The organism is Methylomonas sp. BW4-1 (genome assembly GCF_052474385.1).
The window spans coordinates 4,103,659-4,121,949 of the sequence record NZ_CP184125.1 but is presented as its reverse complement, the minus strand read 5'-3'; the positions used below and the strand labels follow the sequence as shown (position 1 = coordinate 4,121,949).

Below are 18,291 nucleotides of genomic sequence, written 5' to 3'. Positions count from 1 at the left end.
AAAGCAAGCGATGCAACCGACATCTAGCTCGGGTGCGCTTAGTGGCCTAGCCATCAATGCCAAAAATCATGCATTTTCATCGAGCCGACCGATGGCGCTAATGTTTTCCGACAACCTGCTGTAGACGTCGAGCGAATTCGATGGATTTACCGTCGGCCGGCTGCGAGTCCGGTAAATAAATCTTAGCGTTCCAAATATCGCCGTCATCCGCCTCTTTACTCATACATTGCCTTTTGCCATCCGCGTTGACGACGCATCGGCGCTGGTAACCGTTGGGAAGCGTATAGGTTTCCGATTCTTGTACGGGCCTGCTATCCGGCGCCTTAAGATTTTCCGGGGCAACCGCCAATTTGCGGCGATCGAACTTATTCCCCCCTGCAAGTTCGGCGGATTCTCGGGCGACTTGGCGCATATCGTCCAGTACCTTGGATAGGTCGAGTTTGGCAGGCTCCGGATGTGCGGGATTCGTTGACTTGTCGCTCCGCGGCGCGGTGTTGTTCGTTTGCCGCGGCGAAGAGTCGCCACGACCCGTCAAAATCGGCGCCGGCTTTGGTGGCGTCCTTGATCTGCCTCCAGCCACCTTGGGCGGCGGGCTTAGCGGCAACTGATTTTGCCTGCCTTGTTCCGCTAAGCGTAGGATCTTGAATTCCACCGATAGCGCTGTCAAACGGTCCGCCGATTTTCTCGGCCGGTCTATATCGGTCAACGTCAACACTATCCCAAGATGTATCGACAAAGAGACGATCAGGCATAAGGCAAATCTGCGTGGCGCCGATTTGATCATTGGCATCAGCTATTGCCATTCTTGTAACGTGTTGCTAAACGGCGCGTTGGTCTCGGAGGATGGGTTTCGACTGGGCAAGAACAATAGATCGAGTTAACCATGGCGGGTAAAATCCAACCGCCCTAACTGGCTAGTTGGCTCGCGAGCTCACCCCGATAAACGCCTGATCGCTTCGGACATCGCATTTGAGCAAATAGGTTTGGCCTGCTTGTAAAACCAGGGTTTTCTTGGGTCTATGACTCGAAAATCCTTTAAAGCAATAGACTTGAATGTCGTACTCTCCAGGCAAGACATGAATCTCGCTGGGGTAGTCCGTAAAACCCGGCCAGCCAAATTCCTTTTGTTCGCCCGCGCCGTTGGCTTCGATCTTCGTATAGCCGATGATGGTCGCGTGATAGGCATCGGCAAAAGGGGTGCCCACAACACTTTGGATTACCGCAATCTCGTCAGCGCTAAGCGTGTCTCCCGCATACTGCTTGGCTGGCGTCATAAAACCGCATGAACAGAGCATGGACGTGGCAATCATGGTCATCACATTTTTCATGGATTCGCCTTGTCATTGCCGCGCAAACGTAAAGCACGCCCACCAAGGGTTAAAACAACCATAACCAGTAACAATGGAAAGTACGTTTTCATAGCGTCGCCTCTTTTTAATTGATAAACCTAAGGTTGATGTAACGGCATCGAATGTCTTATAAAATTCGCCATTTGCCGTATCTTCGTCATGGGCTGCTTTTATTGATTAATAAATCAGTGAGATCAAAAAGCGTTCTCCAAACAGCCGTTTTGCAGGGATGAAAATACCCGGAACCCTGATGAACGGCGACGAGCCTGGGCTGCATTATCGGAAGCGCGGTGCGGCGGCGTAACCCTACCGTAGTAGGGTATTGGGGCGCATCGGCTGTTTGTTAAGATGTAATTATTTTGCATGTTTTAGCGATAGTCTGGTTCGACGCAAAATGCCGAACCAGGCTATCGACCATTGGGGAGAGTTGAGTGTGACAAATTCGGCTAGCGCGTTGGTTATCGACGACCATCCGCTGTCGGCGAGCGGTATCGCCGATTTTTTGCTATCGCATTGCGGCTTTGGTCAGGCTCGACCGGTATCCAGCATCGCCGAGTTTTGGGCGATTCTCGATGCCGCCCAGCCGCCGTCGTTGGCCGTGGTGGATTTTTGGCTGCCGGAAGGTGCGTCGCTGCCGTTGTTAGTGCAAATGAAACGCCAGTACCCGGCGACACGTTTGCTGGCAATCAGCGCGGACGACAATTCGGCCGTGTCGGACAAGGCACGTGAGGCCGGCGCCGACGGCTTTCTGCACAAGCAGGAAGCGCCGGAGATTTTCGGCCGTGCCGTGGCCGCGTTGCTGCGGGGCGACACTTGGTTTCACAGCGGTCCATTTGCCGTGACAGGCAGCAATCAGCCGCTCAAGGAACTGCCGGTCACCGCCGCCGAGCTGGGTTTGACCGCCCGCCAAGGCCAGGTGCTGGCGATGATGTTGAAAGGCTTGCCCAACAAACGCATCGCCTTGAACCTGTCGCTGTCCGAGCAAACCGTCAAGGAGCACGTCACCGGTATTCTGGAACGGCTGGGTGCCCGCAACCGGATCGAGGTGATTACCATGCTGCGCGGCAAAAAGCTGGAAGGCTCCTGATGCAAGCCACATTGGCCGATTCAACGGACAGCAAGCCGCTGCGCTTTGCCGACATCAGCCCGGCCGGCCAAGCTCGATTGCTGGACATGACGCATAACCGGTTGGTGTACGGGATCACCATTATCCCGTTTGTAGGCTTGCCCTTCGTGTACTGGAAGCATCAACTCGATCAAGACGTCTTGGGATTGCTGGCGTGGACGGTGTCGTATTTTCTGGTCGTGCTTGCCGTGCGCCTGCAACAGCGGCAATATTTGCGTGACAGGGCCAGCCTTGATCCACATGCGGCAGTCGCCCATTGGCTACCCATCATTCTGCGCATGGCCTTGGCGCATGGGCTCGGCTTGGCGGCGCTGGTGCTTATCATCGCCGGTCGGGTCCCGTTCGAATATACCTTGCTGCTTTACATGAGTTTGGCGGCAATCATGGCGGCTAACGCCACCCACCAATCACCGGTATTCAGTGCGTTTCAGCGGTTTTTCGGTGCCGCTTGGGGCGGTTGCACACTGTTGACCCCATGGGCGTTTCCCGAGCATTGGCATTTAATCATGCCTCTGTGCGTCAGTTACGTCTTATCGATACACCGGCACTCCTCGATTGCCCATGGCTTTTTCCTGCAGCAAATAAAACTGGAAGAAGATAGCGCCAAGTTGGCCGAGAATTATCGGCGCGCCAAGGAGGAAGCCGAAGCCGCCTTACGCGCCAAAAACCAGTTCCTGACCACGGCCAGCCACGACTTGCGCCAGCCGGTGCATGCCATGGGCTTTTTAATAGAATCGATTTCTCGCCGCAATCAGGAACCGAGTTTGCAGCCTGCATTGCAAGATCTGCAACAAAGCGTGCAATCGATTACACAGATGTTCAATTCGTTGTTGGACTTGTCCAGAATTGAGTTGGGCGCTCAGCCGGTCAATCTGCAAACCGTGGCGCTGGACCCGCTGATGAACGATGTCGCTACGTTGTTTCGTGAAGAGGCCCGCTCACGGCAAATCGATCTTAGAGTGCGGTTGAGCGGCGGCCGGGCCTTAGTTACCGCCGATGCCATGTTGTTGCGCCAGTCCATGATCAACCTGATGCAAAATGCCTTGCGCTATACCCAAAGCGGCGGGGTATTGATGGCGGTGCGGCGGCGCAGTGCTTGCTGGCAGTTCGAGGTCTGGGATACCGGGGTCGGCATCGCCGAAGATGACCAACAGCGGATTTACTCGCCATTCTTCCGCCCCGAACATGCCTGGCGCATCGACAACGCCGGTCACGGCTTGGGTTTGGCGGTAGTGGCGCGCTGCGCGGATTTGATGGGCGCGAGCCAGGGCTTGAGTTCGCGGGAAGGCCGCGGTTCACGCTTCTGGTTGCGATTGCCGGCCGCCGCTCTCAGCCACGAGCGGTGGACTATGGCGGCTGACCAGCCCGTCGCACCGGTCGAGCAAGCCGCAACGCTGAGCGGCCGCTGCCTGGTGATCGACGACGAACCGCAAGTGCGCAACGCCTGGCAAGCCTTATTGAATTCGTGGGGCGTGGAAACGGCGTGCGCCGCGTCCGCCAACGATGCATTGGCCTTGCTCGATGCCGGCTTCGAACCGCAGGCCATCTTTTGCGACCAGCGCCTGCGCTCCGGCGAAAGCGGTTTCGAGTTGCTGCAAGCCTTGCTGGAACGCTGCCCGGATGCCGCCGGGGCGATGGTCAGCGGCGAATTCAATTCCCCGGCTTTGGCGCAAGCCGAGCAGGAAGGTTACTTGGTGCTGCATAAGCCTTTGGACCCATTGGCGTTACATGCCCTGCTGAGCCGGCTATTGCCGGCGGCCGACAATAACTACTCGTAAAAGACGCCAATTCGACAATCCCAAGCCTCAACAAATGGCGTTTATTTTGCTGGATGCGATGGACACACACCCTAAAACCAGGAGTTTGCGATGAATATTTCGAACATAGGACCCAACCTTGCCGCTAGCCGCGCAGTCAGCGGAAAAACTTTGCCGTCTCCGGCTATCGCTAAAGTCGCCGAGGTAGCCGATCAAAGCCAAACGCCGCGGACCGTTGATATGCGCCGGGTCTCGCTCAATGAAATCAACGCCTTGATCAAATCCGGCGTGGACGGTTTGCTGGACGTCGTGCCTTATATTCCCACCGCCACTATCAACTCATCCGGCGCAGGGGATGTTGGCGACGTGAAGGTGGATTATTAGGGCCAGATCGAAGCGCAGATCGAATTTCAGAAAAGCCGTCACGAAGACACCGCTTTTCTGGAAAAAGTGTTGAGCAACGTTAAACGTCTCGACGGCATGGCCTTGCCGCCGAAACTGGATGTAATGGCTTGAGGCCCCGGATGCGGCCATCAACATTTTAATAACCCAGTTCCAATCTATTTATCTTAACCATGGCGCTTGACCCTGACGCAACGTCACGCTCTATGCTGGCGGCACGCATAACGAAGGAGCCAAACCATGTTGCTTAAAGTGGGCGATCTTGCCAAACGCTGCGGACTGACGGTCCGTACTTTGCACCACTACGACAGCATCGGTTTGCTTAAGCCTTCCGCGCGTTCCGATAGCGGCTACCGGCTGTATAACCGGGCCGACATTTCCAGATTGCATCAAATTCAAGCCTTACGGCGATTTGGTTTGGCGCTGGCCGACATCGGAGACATTTTGGCAAATTCCGGACTGAATCTCGCGACTATCGTCGAACGGCAGATTGAAGCCTTGGACCAGCAGATTGCGCAAAGCCAAGCCTTGCGCGACCGCTTGTCCGGTCTGCAGCTGCAATTGACCCGCGGAGAAGAGCCGGAGCTTGCCGATTGGCTAACCACTTTGGAGATGATGACCATGTACGATAAATATTTTTCCGCCACCGACTTAAAGCGCTTGCCGCTACTGGATATAGACGAGACCTCCACCGCCGGCGAATGGGCGGCACTGGTTCAAGCGGTGCACGAAGCGATGCAGGCCGGGGTCGCGCCCGAGAGTGCCGAGGCCCAGGAATTGGCAAGGCAATGGATCAGCATGCTGGAACGCGACACCCAAGGCGATCCTCGGCTACTCGTCAAACTCAACGCCATGATGGTCGGCGAACCGACGGTACAAGCTAAAACCGGCGTGACGCCGGAAGTCGTCGCTTACATCCAGCGCGCGTTCATCGAGACCAAATTGACGATCTACGAAAAATATCTAGCCGCCGATGAATTCAGCTTTATGCGCGAAAACTACGGCAAGCGCGCCGACGAGTGGCCGCCGCTGATCGCCGCGATACGTCAACACAGGGAAGACGGCACGCCGCCGAACGATCCGCGCATGCAGAAACTGGCGCGGACCTGGCTGGAATTGTTCCGCGCCTACGCCGGCGATAACCCGGAAACCCATGCCAAAATTCGCGCCGCCAATCAGGCTGAACCATACCTGTTCTTTGGTACGTTTATCGACCAGCCGCTATTGGCTTATGTGTTTCAGGCGGTGGCGGAATTGCATCAAGGCCGCTTGCCGGAGAGCGGTGTCGCCTAAGATGAATTGGGCAAGTGGGTCGTCTTCGACCGCGCATGTCGGCTCAGCCCAGCCTCAATTGCTACCCAAAACGCGCGGCAGACAGAAGCGCTAAATCAACAACGCTGCTTGCTGTTAGGAACGGTCCGAGGGGTGGGTTTTTCCGGGAGTTTGGGCGGCTGTCGACCGATTGTGTTGAAAAAGTCGGTTTTTAGCGAATTTAGACTATTTTCGATGTTTCTCTTGTCTTTAACTTGTTGTTTTAATTTAAAATAAATTTTATAGACTGAGCCAATTTTTCAAAAAAGGGACTTTTTCAACACAAACGGCCAAAAGCCGCCAGAAGAAACGAAAGAGCCAATGGCAAATTTCTAGCCTAAAGCCGGCGTAAGGTGCAGGTGAGCTTGCGAACCTCACCGTTCGTGAAAGCGGCCCGGCTCGTTTCGTGCGGTTCGTTACCTCACCGCACGCTACGGGCTAACCTTCCCAAGGCAAGTTGCGTCTAACATTCTAATCCAGCGGTGAGCGAAGCGAGTCCGTTGGAATAATGGGTTGGGTGTCATGCCGGCCAATTTGAATCAAACCTCGGCGCAACAAATGTTATGAAATATTCCACGAGGGAAATAGCCTTAAAACTGTTTTCCCGAGTGCCGTAGTCAGTTGCTATTCCATGTAAAACTTCATGCCTGTTTGGTGTGTCCGGCCACTGATGCCTCGAAGCTTCGCTGGCAGTAAAGCCATTTAATTCTCGGAATGGCAGCAACAACGCATCGGAGAGAGCCATTTGGTTGAATCTATCAGTTGCGGCACGGGTTGCCGGAAGACCCTTCTTCGTAGAGAAGAGTTTTGTTCCTACAACTTCAAGGCACATCCCTTCGACTTGTGCCATTAATACTGGAATTGAAAGCTCATACTGCCCATCATAATGTGCACGGAAAGCAGAGGCGAGAATGTGGCTTCTGTTGGGAAATCTATTGGATGCGCGTGTTTGAATATGCTCAAGTTCACCATCGAGCCATTCAATCATTGCTGTATCAACTGCTGATTTGTCGCCTGAATCACATAAGGCGCGAAAAGCATAAATTTCAGAAAAGCCCATTTCACCGGATGGAAACCACCCAAGATTCGCGAGTGAAAGAATCGCTGGACGTATCTCACCCGGAAATTTCTTGAAAGCGGCGGCGACCGCCGTGAAGATTTCTTGCGCGGAGTGGAGAGCTACCGCAATTTGTGCAGCGACCGCATTAATTGGTGATTGTGGGTGCATGGGTGAAGTCCTCCCGCATGTTTCTGATGATCAACGTAAAGGTAAGGGGCGCGGCCCTTTCACCGCCCCGTAATGTCAAACAACATAGCCAATGCCAAACTACTACCGACCAGAAATAAAAAACCTTGCTGCTAAATCAACGACACTGACCCAATTGATTCTTCGGGTGCATGGTTACTTTTGCGCTCTCGCAATATTGCACAGCATGTCGAACGCCTTTTCAAAAGGTGAATTGGAAACCAACTTTCTTTCAAAATTTTCCGGTGGCGTGTCTTCCATCGCCATGCCGCTACGATTCTTTCCTGCGAAAAATAGGGAACCACGCAAATGAAAGGTTCTCGTCTCACAATTGCCTTCGACTTCGTTCATTACTGACTGAGGTGCTCCGACAATGTCACTCTCTGGAAGGTTTGCGACGATGTATGTATGAAACCCATAGACGAAATTACGCTCCTTGGTGTAGTAAAAACCATTTGTCTTGACGTAGATTTCCCGTCCACCGCTCTGAACCTTTTGCCATATGTCGTCAGTTGAGCCGATAGTGTGTTCATCAGGTTGAGTGGTATTTGGATTACTTGTTGAGCCATCTGGATTAATTTTGAAGTGAAACGTTTCCGAAACCATTCTTTCTGATGTGCCAGATAGAGTTGAAACTTGGCGTCCCGTAAGCTTTTCCCCATGTACTCCAAAGAATGCTTGAGCTTCTTGAGGCTGAAGTGCGGCCATGACCGTAGTGACCGTTAGCTGATATGTGCCGGGGGAAAGACTATCGCCCGATTTTGAGAATGGGCTAAATTGAACAACCTGATTAGCCTGTACCGCAGCATGTGCCATCCCAAAGTAGCCATCTCCTCCTTGGTTTATCGGATTGGCTAAATCTGCCGTCAGAATAGTTTTTGGAGGCAGGTTGGTTTTTATACTTACTATCGGTTTCTGATCGTTCCCAATCACGTTCAAATCCAGCGTGACGTCTGACGCGAAAACATTGTCAGATTCAACGCAGAGAAGTGCAATCCAGAAAAAACGTTTCACTTTCTATCCTCAATGATTGGGTTGTGCTGAAGCACTGCCGACCGGTCAATGCGCTCTAACGAGGAGCTAACCGGAATGCGCGGCTTTCCAGTTGGGCCAGAGCTTCCTGCACGCGATCAAAGATCGCGCGATCGAATCCAGATTTGTCCTTGAACTTCTTCACAGCTGCTTTTGCTTCTGCCTTTGATAACTGAAACTGAACGTTGGCGTCGTCGTTCCAGCTCAGCACTACCGAAAAGACATCTTCTTCATCCCAGCTCACCTCGATTTGGGGAAAACCAGAAAACGAAAAGAGGTTAACGCGCAAATCATGAACCGCCGCCTCGGCCACGGCTCCCGCCAGCTCACAGCTAGAAAAACCTAAGTTTGGGTAAAACGTCATAGCTACCTCCTTGAAATATAAAAAATTATTTAGCTGTTCAACGTATATCTACCAGAAAATAGTCTCCGGCACGGTAATTTAGGTTGACAGGCAGCAAAGGGTCGACTGGCGACCTCAACGCTTTGTAATCCGAATTCTATGCCAAATTGTTCGGCGGATTATCTAATCGGTAGAACTTAGAAGTTGCTGCTCCGCTTGCCGAAAACTCAAACCCAAAATACCCGATTTTTGCATGGATTGCTTCAGCGAATAGGCCAGCGTCGCGGCAAGTACTCGGGAATAGTAAGGCAGGGTTTCCAGATAGACCGGCAATACATCGTCGATTTTTTCGGCCTGTTGCAGTGTCTGTTCAAGTTGCCGGCGCTGATCTGCAATCTCTTGGATAAACGCTTCATCATTGGCACAAGCCTCGGATAAGGCCAAGGTCCAGGTTAAATCCGACTGTAATTCGCAAGCGCCGATGAAACGCCCGGATTGAGCCGGCGACCATTGCTCCGGCGCTATCAATGATAGGAGGTACTGGTCATTCTTGAAATACAGCCAATACACTTGTCCCGTGGTCGGTTTAAAACGAATTTGGCTATTGAGAACAAACAGCGAGGTAAATAAATCGCTGCTGATTTGCTGAATGTTTTTGGCGGGGGCAATCAGCTGCTTTTTGGCTTGTTGCAAACTGTCCAGTACAGCGACGCTTCCCTTGCCCTGAGGATTGGCTGGTTTAATTATTAAATTCGTCATTCCAAGCATTCGGTAAGTTTGCAAAAACAGTATCCAGCAGGTTTAATCAACGCAGAGAATTCGAACGATCATTGATGGTTTTCCCCACATCCCAGCCTTCTCCCGGAGGGAGAAGGAGAGTTTATATCACGCCTATAGCGATGAATCACCGAGCGGCGGCAATCGGGTATAGTCTTTGTTTTCAAAGCCTTTCCAAATCCTCTAACACTGTTTCCGCACGCCGGGCTATCGCCTCAAGCTCAGCAACCGCAAACCGATCCAGATTGCGGTAGACCATACTCAGGCGCGGATTGTGGTTCAGCTTATCGCGATGGCGGATAAAAAAATTCCAGTACAGCGCATTGAACGGACAAGCCCGTTCGCCGGTCCGGGCTTTTTTGTCGTAATGGCAGCCCTTGCAATAATCGCTCATCCGGTCGATGTAAGCGGCGCTGGATACATAGGGTTTGGTCGCTAGCAGGCCGCCGTCGGCAAACTGGCTCATGCCAAGCGTGTTGGGTAATTCCACCCATTCAAAGGCGTCGATATACACGCCCAGATACCAACGATGCACGGCTTCCGGCGCCAGTCCCGCCAGCAGGGCGAAATTGCCGATCACCATTAGCCGCTGGATATGGTGGGCATAAGCGTATTGCAGCGATTGGCCGATGGCAGCCGCTAGGCAATTCATCCGGGTTTCGCCGGTCCAGAACCAGGCGGGTAAAGGTCGGGCATGGCCGAAATAATTGTGCGCGGCATAGTCCGGCATCCTTGCCCAATACACGCCGCGCACGTACTCGCGCCAACCGAGAATCTGCCGTATGAAGCCTTCCGCCGCCGCCAGTGGCGCATGGCCTTGGCGATAAGCCTGTTCGGCGCGTTCGACCACTTCACGCGGATTGAGCATTTTGGTGTTCAGCGCAAACGACAGCAGCGAATGAAACAGCCGCCAACTGCGCCGGCTCATCGCATCCTGAAAATCGCCGAACCTTGGCAAGCCTTCGGCGATAAAGGCTTCGAGTTGCTGCAAGGCTTCGTTGCGATTCAGCGGCCAGCGGAAATCCTCGGCGTCCGCTGCGCCGAAACTGTTCACGCCCGCCGCGACGATGCTTTGCCAAATCGCGCTATGGTCGTGGCGGGGCCGAGTGTCAGCGGCCACCGCCGGCGTGCCGGGCCAGGTTTTGCGGTTGTCGTGGTCGAAATTCCATTGCCCACCGGCCGGGCGCTGATTGTCTGCCAGCAATACCCGGTGTTTGACGCGCATGCGCCGATAGAACATTTCCATCAGCCAATGCGGCCGAGAGCCAAACAGCTCTGCGGCTTCCTCGCGCTGGCTATAGAAATGCTCGCTGTCGCAGGCTCGGCTGCTGATGACTAACTGTTGGCAATAGCTGCGCAATTGCTGATCCAAACGCCATTCGTCGGGGAGTTGATAGTCAAAATGCTGAACCCGATACTGCGTAATCAACGTATCCAAATTGGTGATCAGCGACTGGCGGTTGCCGCTATCGTCAATTGGCAGGTAATGCACGCGATGGCCTTGGGCCGACAAATGCAGAGCAAAATCGCGCATCGCCGCGAAAATGCCGATGATTTTTTGCGCATGATGCAAGACGTAATCGGTTTCCTGGCGGATTTCCATCAGCGTATAAACCACTTCATCATCGGTTTGCGCAAACCAACTGTGCAGCGGATTTAATTGGTCGCCCAGAATGAGCCGCAAGGTGGTCATGCGGTTTTGGCTTTGCCGCGTTGCCGGCGGCAACGCTCTGAACAATATTTCACCGCATCCCAGTCTTGTGCCCATTTTTTACGCCACACAAACGGGCGACCGCAGACGGCGCAGGCCTTGGCGGGCAGAAGGGCTTTTTGGTGCATTAAAACTCCAACTGGGTTTGTATCCAATCGCTGGCTGCGGCTTGGGTTGGTCGGCGGCGGGAGGGCCGCTTTCGCGAACCGTGTTTCTCGACGATGGCGGCCTTGGCGGCTTTCACGTCGGCGCGGCCACGCACTTGGTAAAGACGGGTTTTGGCCTGTCGGGTAGCCGCTTCCAGATCGACCAGCGGTTCGGCAATATCCACTCCGACCCTCACGCCGCAGTGCTGTTGCAGTTTTACCGGCATCCGCCAGGGTTCGAACAGCCATTCCTGTGGCACGCGGCGTAAGGCCGGCAGCCAATGTCTGACAAAATGACCGTGCGGATCATGGTCGCGGGCCTGTTTGATCGGGTTATACACCCGCGTGGTATTAATGCCGGTGGTGCCGGCCTGCATTTGCATCTGGCTCCAGTGGATGCCGGGTTCGTAATCCAGAAATTGCCGGGCCAGCCAAGCGCCAACCGGTTGCCAATGCAGCCACAAAGGATAACTGGCTACCGATACCAGCATCGCCCGCATGCGGAAATTCAGCCAGCCGGTTTGCTGCAACATTGCTACACAGGCATCGACCAGCGGCCAACCCGTTTGGCCTGTGCTTAAGGCTTGAAAATGCGCCGGATTCCAATCCGCTTCGCGCAAGCCGTCATAGCCGCGATGCAGATTGGTAAACTCCAGTTCCGGTTCGCTTTCCAGCTTTTGCATGAAATGGCAATGCCAGTACAAGCGGCTGACGAAGGCCGTCAAACCGGCACGACGGGCATCGCCGCGCGGTAAAGCAGCCAACTGGCGGCGGGTGGCTTGCACGACCTCCCGCAAACTCAAACAGCCGAAGGCCAAATAAGCAGAAAGCCGCGAACAGGCCTTCGGTGCGGACAAGGGCGAGGAGATGCCGCCTCGGTAAGCAGCGCAACGGTCGAACAGAAAGTCGCGCAACGCTTCGATACCTTGGCGGCGGCCACCCAATTGTCGCAGCGGCAGGTCGGGCTGAAGTAAGCCCAGGGAGTTGGGTTCGGGCCAGGCGAAAGGTTCGGGGACGGCTATCCAATCACAAGCTGGAGGTTCCAGGCAGGGTTTGGCCATCAGCGTTTCCCAATGCGTTTTCCACGCATCGCGATTTTTCAAACGCCGTACCACACCAAACTGTGCGAACTCGTGCCAAGGCAGACCTCGTTCCCGGCACCAGCCTTGTACCGCCAAGTCGCGCTGAAAGCTCAGCCAGTTGCCGGTTTCCTGATGCGAATACACCGCCATGAAGGGCGCTTCGTGCCAAAGCCGGTCCAATACTTCCACTGCCTCGCCCACTTCGATACGCAAACCGCCGCCGCGTTTGCGCAAGGCAAGTTCCAAATCAAGCAGGCTCTCGCGTAAAAATTGGTAGTGTTGCGTCGCCGCGTCGGCTGCGGCCCACAAACTGGGTTCGATCATAAACAAACACAGCACCGGCGCCTTGCGGCTGGCGTAAAGCAAAGGTGCATGGTCGTGTACCCGCAGATCGCGCTTGAACCAGACCAGGTTGTAGCTCATCAGTCAAAGCCAGCCCTGGCGCCAGCTGTTGGTGTCGCGTAAATCCCGCCACGGCATGATTTGCACCCGTTTGCTAAACACCGCCTCCAGTTCGATCATTTCCAGTGGCGCACCAGGGTCGTCTGGCAGCAGCAATTTACTGACAATAAAGTGCTTTTCCTTATTTTGCGGCGTAACGGCGGTCCATTTGCTGAGCAACAATTTGTTAGGGTTCAGCCTGGGTGATTTGGCGGTCGGCATGGCTTGGTCTGCTTAAGAAATATAGCTTCCGATCATACCAGCCGATCCCGAAATGGCGAGATCGGCATCATGCCGAAGAATCAATTTCCTGGCTGTAAGATTACTTCGACTTCCCGGGTCTGGCCATTGTTGAATACCTTGACTTTGACGACATCGCCAACCTTCTGGTCGTCCAGGCGGGCGAATAGTTTTGAGAGCGTATCGACTTCCTTACCGTTGATGGCGACGATAATGTCGCCCGGCACCATGCCGTTGGCCGTTATCGATACGCCTTGTAAACCGGCTTTTTCCGCCGCCGAACCGGGTTGCACCCGCAATACTGCGACGCCGGCTGTGCCGGTCAAAGCCGCTAACTGCTCGTTCATCTGTTGGTCTATTTCGATACCCAAGGCCGGACGGATGTATTTGCCTTGTTTAATCAATTCCGGCACGACCCGCATCACCGTATCCACCGGCACCGCAAAACCGATGCCGGCGGAGGCGCCGCTCGGGCTGTAGATTGCGGTATTGATGCCGATCAACCGGCCGGCGGAATCGAGGAGCGGGCCGCCGGAGTTGCCGGGATTAATCGCGGCGTCGGTTTGAATTAAATGTTCGACGGCCGGACCTTCCTGACCGCCCAGGGAGCGGTCCAGCGCGGAGACGATACCGCCGGTCAAAGTCCAGTCCAAACCAAATGGGTTACCGATCGCAAACACTTTCTGCCCGACTTTCAGATCGCGGCTGGTGCCGACCGGTACCGGCGGCGGCCGTTTGAAGCCGACGCCGATTTTCAATACCGCAATATCATGCACCTGGCTGGCGCCAACCAGAGTGGCCTTGTAATCGCGGCCGTCGGCCAGTTTTACCGTGGCTTCATTGGCGCCGGCGATGACGTGGAAATTGGTCACCACGTGGCCGGCTTCGTCCCAGATAAATCCGGAACCGGTACCCTTTGGCACTGAAAATACGTCGCGGGTCCAGACATTGCGCACCAGCGCGGCGGTGCTGATGTAAACCACCGAATCTCGCGATTTTTCGAACAGTTCGATGGTGCTTTTTTCGTCCGCTGCCAAGTCGCCGCGCGCGGCGACGGTTCTGAGCGGGGCGGATTCGGTCGCCGGTGCTCCCGGCTGCCAATGCCAAAGCAATATCAGCGCTGCGGCGACTGCACCGGCGGCGAATACACGTTTAATGAATACATCGGGCGAATCGGGATGATTGGGATGTTGCATGTCGGCCTCCGGTTTGTTGGTTCCTACCCAGAATCGTGCGAACGGATCAATACTGTTTTAAACGGCGGCAGCGCGGGATATTCAATTCCACTGAGCCGCTACGACGGCAAAATGGGAGCGCGTTTAGCAAATTTCAAGCGAGTCAGATACGTGTGTTTTTAATCAACAGTGGATTTAGGAACTATCGTCAATTCGCAAAGTCTCGAAAACGCCTGGATCGTTTGCTACTGGATAGGAGTGATCATCATGAAACGAGTTAAAAACACGATAAAACTCGCCATATTTTCTGTTTTGGGTATGGGATTAACAGGTGCCGCTATTGCGGAACATCATGAAAATGCCACGCTCAAAGCGCCATTGCAAACCGAGGAAGAATCTGAAGTGGAGCTTTACGATTACCACTCGGGTGTGACGTATACCGGTACGCTACAACGTTTTATGTTTCATCGGCATTTGGAAAATGTAGCCGAAGAGCCCGAGAATAGACATTCAGAATCGACGCAAATGAAGTAAACAGGCTGTGTAATTGAGAGTTGAAGACAGTTTAGGCAGGCATAATCAATAAAAAAGCCTGCTCGCCAAGGCATAAAAGAGTTAAGAGGGTTGTTATCAAGGTACTTTACGCATCAATAACTGCAAGCGGATCCAGGCAATCGGCAGGCAGCTATTCAACACGCTGGCAGACAGGCCAATTGAATAATTTGTTTGGGTAGGATGTATTATCGGCCTCTCGACTGCTGGCGTCTGGCCTTGAAAAAATCGCTGAGCAGTTCCGCGCAATCCGCCTCCAGAATCCCCCCCGTCCATTCCACGCGATGATTTAAGAACGCCGCGTCGCTGAGTTGCAGCGCATGGCAGACCGCGCCGCGTTTGGGATCGTAAGCGCCGAATACCAAACGTTTGACGCGGGCGTGGGCGATGGCGCCCATGCACATCACGCAGGGTTCCAAGGTGACGTAGAGCGTGGTGTCAATCAGTCGGTAGTTGTTTAAGACTTGGCCGGCCTTGCGTAGCGCGACCATTTCCGCGTGGGCGGTGGGGTCGTTGCTCTGGATGGGTTGGTTCCAGCCTTCGGCGATGCAGCGGCCTTCATAAACTAGCACCGCGCCGACCGGCACTTCGCCTTGGCTTTCGGCGCGCTGCGCCAGACGGATGGCATGGCGCAGCCATTCCTCGTCGGTCATGTTAAACCGTGGCTTTATTCAGGCGGTCGTTGACCGCTGCCCAGGCTTCGTTGTCGGGCGGCTGTTCGATCAGAATGGTGTCGAGTTGCAGGTTATCCAGGGCACGTAGCGAGCTATACAAAGCCGGTTCGTAAAGCTCGGCATCGGCCGGTAATCTGAGTAAATGCAGGCAGGGAATTTCGGCGATTTCCGTGCTGAAGGCCAGGATGCCGATGTGTTTGCCTTGCGCGCACAAATCGTCGGTCATTGCGATCAGGGTGTCGGCCGGGCACAGCAGAGCCATGGTATTGGGCGCGTAATGTACCGCCAGCATGCCGGGTGCGCGAATTTTGGTTTGCGACGACAGCCGAATGTCGGTATGTAGCACGGCTTTCAGTTGGCTGCGGGTAATCCGGCCGGGTCTGAGGATGGCGGGGATGCCGTCGCTGAGATCGATAATAGTCGATTCCACGCCCACCGAACAAGCTCCGCCGTCCAGGATGCAACCCACGCTGTCGCCCAGTTCTTCCGCGACATGTTCGGCTTGGGTGGGGCTGATGTGGCCGAAGCGGTTGGCTGAAGGCGCCGCAATGCCGCCGCCGAAGGCTTGCAATAATTGCAGCGCGACCGGATTGGCCGGCACCCGCAAACCCACCGTATCCTGACCGCCGGTAACGGCGGCAGGTACGGTCGATTTTTTATTCAATATCATGGTCAGCGGGCCGGGCCAGAAGTGTTCAGCCAACCTTAATGCCGCCTCCGGCACGGCTTCCGCCCAATCGTTGATTTGCGCGGCGCTGGCGATATGCACGATCAGGGGATGATCGGCCGGCCGGCCTTTCGCGGCAAATATTTTGGCAACCGCATCGGGATTGGCGGCATCCGCGCCCAGTCCGTAAACGGTCTCGGTCGGAAAGGCGACCAATTGCCCCTGCCGTAATAGCTCGACGGCGTGGCGGATGGATTCTTCGGTGACGGGTTTAGGATTCAAAGTAATCAGGCGAAAGATAAAAATCTAAAAAGACGAGCAGCCGACATAATTGTAGTGGCGAATTCATTTGCCAAAGTAAACAGCTACAAATATATGGAAGCCATCCTCACGGCAAACACGCCATTTTACCTTTCGCCTTTAGGCTTTTCTCCTAATTAATTTCGACCAGCACCTCATTAGGGTTAACCGCATCACCTTTTGCCACATAAATGGCTTTGACGATGCCGGCTATCGGCGCTGTGATTTCGGTTTCCATTTTCATGGCTTCAGTCACCAGCAAAGATTGACCGGCATTGACTTTTTGACCTTCCTTGACCAATACGTCGATGATATTACAGGGCATGCTGGTGACCACATCGCCCGGCTCGCTGGGGCGGCGGCGTTTGCTGGCGATAGCACTCTGTACTGCGCCTTGGGCGCCGCCATCCAACACGATTTCGTCCAGGGTTTCGATGACGATCTCTTCCGGCATGCCGTCCACGGTGAAGTAAAAATGCCGCAAGCTTTGGTTTTTCGGGCCCGCACCGGTGACTTTCACGTGATATTGCTCGCCGTGCAGTGCCACGTTGAATTCGGTAGGGGCTTTTTTGACTTCGGCGGAGGCTGGGGCTTCGTCCAACTCCAGGGGTTCGGCGACCAAGCTGTCGGTGGAACGCAGTTCCAAAAATTGTTTACCAATTTCCGGGAACATAGCAAAACTCAACACATCTTCGTCATTCATCGCCAGGTGGGCGATTTCGTTGCGCAGATGCTCGAATTCCGGTTTGAGTAAATCTGCAGGACGGCACTCGATGACTTCTTCTTTGCCGACGGCCTTGGCTTGCAGTTGGGCGTTAACCGGCGCCGGGGCTTTGCCGTAGCCGCCGTGCAAATAGCGTTTTACCTCGTTGCTGATGGTGTCGTAACGTTTGCCGGTCAGCACGTTCAACACGGCTTGTGTGCCGACGATTTGTGAAGTGGGTGTCACCAATGGCGGGTAGCCCAAGTCTTTGCGGACTTCGGGAATTTCTTTGTATACCTCGGCCATGCGATCCAAAGCATTGCGTTCTTTTAACTGGTTGGCCAGATTCGAGATCATGCCGCCCGGCACTTGAAAGATGTGGACGCGGGTGTCGATGCCAGTAAATTCGCTTTCGAAGCGGCGATATTTTTTTCGGACTTCCAGAAAGTATTGATTCACCGCTTGCAGTTGGTCCAAATCCAGGCCGGTGTCGTAATCGGTGCCGCGCAGGGCGGTGACCAAGGATTCGGTAGGCGGGTGGCTGGTGCCGCCGGCCCAGGAAGACAGTGCGGTATCGACATGTTCGCAGCCGGCTTCAATAGCCTTGAGCTGGCACATTTCCGCCAAGCCGGCGGTGGCGTGGCAATGCAGATGCAGCGGCAAATCGACGGCGTCTTTCAGCGCTTTGACCAATTCGCCGGCGACGTAAGGGGTCAACAGACCGGCCATATCTTTGATGGCAATCGAATCGCAGCCTAAGTCGGCTAGGCCTCTTCCGAGTTTGATGAAACTGGCGATGTCATGCACCGGACTGGTGGTGTAACAAATCGTGCCTTGCGCATGTTTGCCGGCGGCTTTGGTGGCCTCGATGGCGGTTTCCAGGTTGCGGATGTCATTCAGTGCGTCAAAGATACGGAACACGTCCATGCCGTTGCGCGCGGCCGTTTCGACAAACTTGCGCACCACATCGTCGGAATAATGCCGGTAACCGAGCAGGTTTTGGCCGCGCAACAGCATTTGCAGGCGGGTATTGGGTAGAGCGGCTTTCAGCTTGCTCAGCCGTTCCCAGGGGTCTTCCTTTAAAAAGCGCAGACAGGCGTCGAAGGTGGCGCCGCCCCAGCATTCCAGCGACCAATAGCCGATATCGTCCAGCATGGCGCAAGCCGGCAGCATGTCTTCGGTGCGCATGCGGGTGGCGATGAGGGATTGGTGGGCGTCGCGGAGGATAACGTCGGTTACGTAAACTTTGCTCATGGG

General features: G+C 54.6%; 19 protein-coding genes. 5 read left to right on the top strand and 14 right to left on the bottom strand.

Annotated elements, in window-relative coordinates; genetic code table 11:
* Positions 1-97: 97 nt before the first annotated feature.
* A complete protein-coding gene (locus ACH5Y9_RS19155) occupies positions 98-790 on the bottom strand; it encodes a hypothetical protein (RefSeq protein WP_445367209.1) in 693 nt (230 codons plus the stop codon).
* A gap of 124 nt (positions 791-914) precedes the next feature.
* Positions 915-1,328: a hypothetical protein gene (locus tag ACH5Y9_RS19150; protein ID WP_033158525.1), complete on the bottom strand. Its 414-nt coding sequence runs from the start codon at positions 1,326-1,328 to the stop codon at positions 915-917.
* Between the two features lie 454 nt (positions 1,329-1,782).
* Here ACH5Y9_RS19150 and ACH5Y9_RS19145 point away from each other — a divergent pair, with 454 nt between their 5' ends.
* The 4 genes from ACH5Y9_RS19145 to ACH5Y9_RS19130 all read left to right on the top strand — a co-directional run bounded on the left by ACH5Y9_RS19145 (position 1,783) and on the right by ACH5Y9_RS19130 (position 5,927).
* Positions 1,783-2,436, top strand: a complete 654-nt coding sequence (locus tag ACH5Y9_RS19145; protein ID WP_033158526.1) for a response regulator transcription factor — start codon at positions 1,783-1,785, stop codon at positions 2,434-2,436.
* The gene (locus tag ACH5Y9_RS19140; protein ID WP_445367208.1) at positions 2,436-4,253 is read left to right on the top strand and encodes an ATP-binding protein; all 1,818 of its coding nucleotides are present in this window, start codon (positions 2,436-2,438) and stop codon (positions 4,251-4,253) included. Before ACH5Y9_RS19145 ends, ACH5Y9_RS19140 begins: the two co-directional genes overlap by 1 nt.
* A 90-nt stretch (positions 4,254-4,343) precedes the next feature.
* Complete coding sequence (locus ACH5Y9_RS19135) at positions 4,344-4,616, top strand: hypothetical protein (protein WP_445367207.1); 273 nt, start codon at positions 4,344-4,346, stop codon at positions 4,614-4,616.
* A 258-nt stretch (positions 4,617-4,874) separates the two neighbouring features.
* Positions 4,875-5,927 (top strand): MerR family transcriptional regulator, encoded by a 1,053-nt coding sequence (locus tag ACH5Y9_RS19130; protein ID WP_445367206.1) that lies wholly within the window; start codon positions 4,875-4,877, stop codon positions 5,925-5,927.
* Between the two features lie 538 nt (positions 5,928-6,465).
* Here the strand turns inward: ACH5Y9_RS19130 and ACH5Y9_RS19125 are convergent.
* The 9 genes from ACH5Y9_RS19125 to ACH5Y9_RS19085 form a co-directional block, all read right to left on the bottom strand.
* Positions 6,466-7,173: a hypothetical protein gene (locus ACH5Y9_RS19125; RefSeq protein ID WP_445367205.1), complete on the bottom strand. Its 708-nt coding sequence runs from the start codon at positions 7,171-7,173 to the stop codon at positions 6,466-6,468.
* A 174-nt stretch (positions 7,174-7,347) separates the two neighbouring features.
* Positions 7,348-8,205 carry a hypothetical protein gene (locus ACH5Y9_RS19120; RefSeq protein WP_445367204.1) on the bottom strand — a complete coding sequence of 286 codons (858 nt, stop codon included), beginning with the start codon at positions 8,203-8,205 and terminating at the stop codon, positions 7,348-7,350.
* Positions 8,206-8,260: 55 nt separating this feature from the next.
* A complete protein-coding gene (locus ACH5Y9_RS19115) occupies positions 8,261-8,587 on the bottom strand; it encodes a hypothetical protein (RefSeq protein ID WP_445367203.1) in 327 nt (108 codons plus the stop codon).
* A gap of 162 nt (positions 8,588-8,749) precedes the next feature.
* Positions 8,750-9,325, bottom strand: a complete 576-nt coding sequence (locus ACH5Y9_RS19110; protein ID WP_445367202.1) for a DUF2452 domain-containing protein — start codon at positions 9,323-9,325, stop codon at positions 8,750-8,752.
* A gap of 181 nt (positions 9,326-9,506) precedes the next feature.
* A complete protein-coding gene (locus tag ACH5Y9_RS19105; RefSeq protein WP_445367201.1) occupies positions 9,507-11,111 on the bottom strand; it encodes a cryptochrome/photolyase family protein in 1,605 nt (534 codons plus the stop codon).
* A complete protein-coding gene (locus ACH5Y9_RS19100) occupies positions 11,033-11,209 on the bottom strand; it encodes a DUF2256 domain-containing protein (RefSeq protein ID WP_445367200.1) in 177 nt (58 codons plus the stop codon). The genes ACH5Y9_RS19105 and ACH5Y9_RS19100 overlap by 79 nt, the downstream gene beginning before the upstream one ends.
* A complete protein-coding gene (locus ACH5Y9_RS19095; protein WP_445367199.1) occupies positions 11,182-12,705 on the bottom strand; it encodes an FAD-binding domain-containing protein in 1,524 nt (507 codons plus the stop codon). Before ACH5Y9_RS19095 ends, ACH5Y9_RS19100 begins: the two co-directional genes overlap by 28 nt.
* Positions 12,706-12,708: 3 nt before the next feature.
* Positions 12,709-12,945: a TIGR02450 family Trp-rich protein gene (locus ACH5Y9_RS19090; RefSeq protein ID WP_445367198.1), complete on the bottom strand. Its 237-nt coding sequence runs from the start codon at positions 12,943-12,945 to the stop codon at positions 12,709-12,711.
* 80 nt (positions 12,946-13,025) lie between these two features.
* Positions 13,026-14,159, bottom strand: coding sequence for a S1C family serine protease (locus ACH5Y9_RS19085; protein WP_445367197.1), 1,134 nt, complete (start codon positions 14,157-14,159; stop codon positions 13,026-13,028).
* Positions 14,160-14,405: 246 nt separating this feature from the next.
* On the opposite strand from ACH5Y9_RS19085, the gene ACH5Y9_RS19080 reads away from it, so the two are divergent.
* Complete coding sequence (locus tag ACH5Y9_RS19080; RefSeq protein WP_445367196.1) at positions 14,406-14,672, top strand: hypothetical protein; 267 nt, start codon at positions 14,406-14,408, stop codon at positions 14,670-14,672.
* A 206-nt stretch (positions 14,673-14,878) separates the two neighbouring features.
* Here the strand turns inward: ACH5Y9_RS19080 and tadA are convergent, their stop codons facing one another.
* The 3 genes from tadA to oadA all read right to left on the bottom strand — a co-directional run bounded on the left by tadA (position 14,879) and on the right by oadA (position 18,288).
* On the bottom strand, positions 14,879-15,343 hold the full coding sequence (tadA, locus tag ACH5Y9_RS19075; RefSeq protein WP_445367195.1) for a tRNA adenosine(34) deaminase TadA: 465 nt from the start codon (positions 15,341-15,343) through the stop codon (positions 14,879-14,881).
* A gap of 1 nt (position 15,344) precedes the next feature.
* Positions 15,345-16,313 carry an L-threonylcarbamoyladenylate synthase gene (locus ACH5Y9_RS19070; RefSeq protein WP_445367194.1) on the bottom strand — a complete coding sequence of 323 codons (969 nt, stop codon included), beginning with the start codon at positions 16,311-16,313 and terminating at the stop codon, positions 15,345-15,347.
* Between the two features lie 151 nt (positions 16,314-16,464).
* On the bottom strand, positions 16,465-18,288 hold the full coding sequence (gene oadA, locus ACH5Y9_RS19065) for a sodium-extruding oxaloacetate decarboxylase subunit alpha (RefSeq protein WP_445367193.1): 1,824 nt from the start codon (positions 18,286-18,288) through the stop codon (positions 16,465-16,467).
* Positions 18,289-18,291: the final 3 nt, after the last annotated feature.

What these genes read in the sequence shown, in the direction of transcription:
- ACH5Y9_RS19150 (WP_033158525.1), bottom strand. Translation starts at nt 1,328, where the DNA reads ATGAAAAATGTGATGACCATGATTGCCACGTCCATGCTCTGTTCATGC.
- ACH5Y9_RS19140 (WP_445367208.1), top strand. Translation starts at nt 2,436, where the DNA reads ATGCAAGCCACATTGGCCGATTCAACGGACAGCAAGCCGCTGCGCTTT.
- ACH5Y9_RS19090 (WP_445367198.1), bottom strand. Translation starts at nt 12,945, where the DNA reads ATGCCGACCGCCAAATCACCCAGGCTGAACCCTAACAAATTGTTGCTC.
- ACH5Y9_RS19155 (WP_445367209.1), bottom strand. Translation starts at nt 790, where the DNA reads ATGCCAATGATCAAATCGGCGCCACGCAGATTTGCCTTATGCCTGATC.
- ACH5Y9_RS19105 (WP_445367201.1), bottom strand. Translation starts at nt 11,111, where the DNA reads ATGGGCACAAGACTGGGATGCGGTGAAATATTGTTCAGAGCGTTGCCG.
- ACH5Y9_RS19125 (WP_445367205.1), bottom strand. Translation starts at nt 7,173, where the DNA reads ATGCACCCACAATCACCAATTAATGCGGTCGCTGCACAAATTGCGGTA.
- ACH5Y9_RS19130 (WP_445367206.1), top strand. Translation starts at nt 4,875, where the DNA reads ATGTTGCTTAAAGTGGGCGATCTTGCCAAACGCTGCGGACTGACGGTC.
- ACH5Y9_RS19110 (WP_445367202.1), bottom strand. Translation starts at nt 9,325, where the DNA reads ATGACGAATTTAATAATTAAACCAGCCAATCCTCAGGGCAAGGGAAGC.
- ACH5Y9_RS19085 (WP_445367197.1), bottom strand. Translation starts at nt 14,159, where the DNA reads ATGCAACATCCCAATCATCCCGATTCGCCCGATGTATTCATTAAACGT.
- ACH5Y9_RS19115 (WP_445367203.1), bottom strand. Translation starts at nt 8,587, where the DNA reads ATGACGTTTTACCCAAACTTAGGTTTTTCTAGCTGTGAGCTGGCGGGA.
- ACH5Y9_RS19095 (WP_445367199.1), bottom strand. Translation starts at nt 12,705, where the DNA reads ATGAGCTACAACCTGGTCTGGTTCAAGCGCGATCTGCGGGTACACGAC.
- ACH5Y9_RS19135 (WP_445367207.1), top strand. Translation starts at nt 4,344, where the DNA reads ATGAATATTTCGAACATAGGACCCAACCTTGCCGCTAGCCGCGCAGTC.
- tadA (WP_445367195.1), bottom strand. Translation starts at nt 15,343, where the DNA reads ATGACCGACGAGGAATGGCTGCGCCATGCCATCCGTCTGGCGCAGCGC.
- oadA (WP_445367193.1), bottom strand. Translation starts at nt 18,288, where the DNA reads ATGAGCAAAGTTTACGTAACCGACGTTATCCTCCGCGACGCCCACCAA.
- ACH5Y9_RS19080 (WP_445367196.1), top strand. Translation starts at nt 14,406, where the DNA reads ATGAAACGAGTTAAAAACACGATAAAACTCGCCATATTTTCTGTTTTG.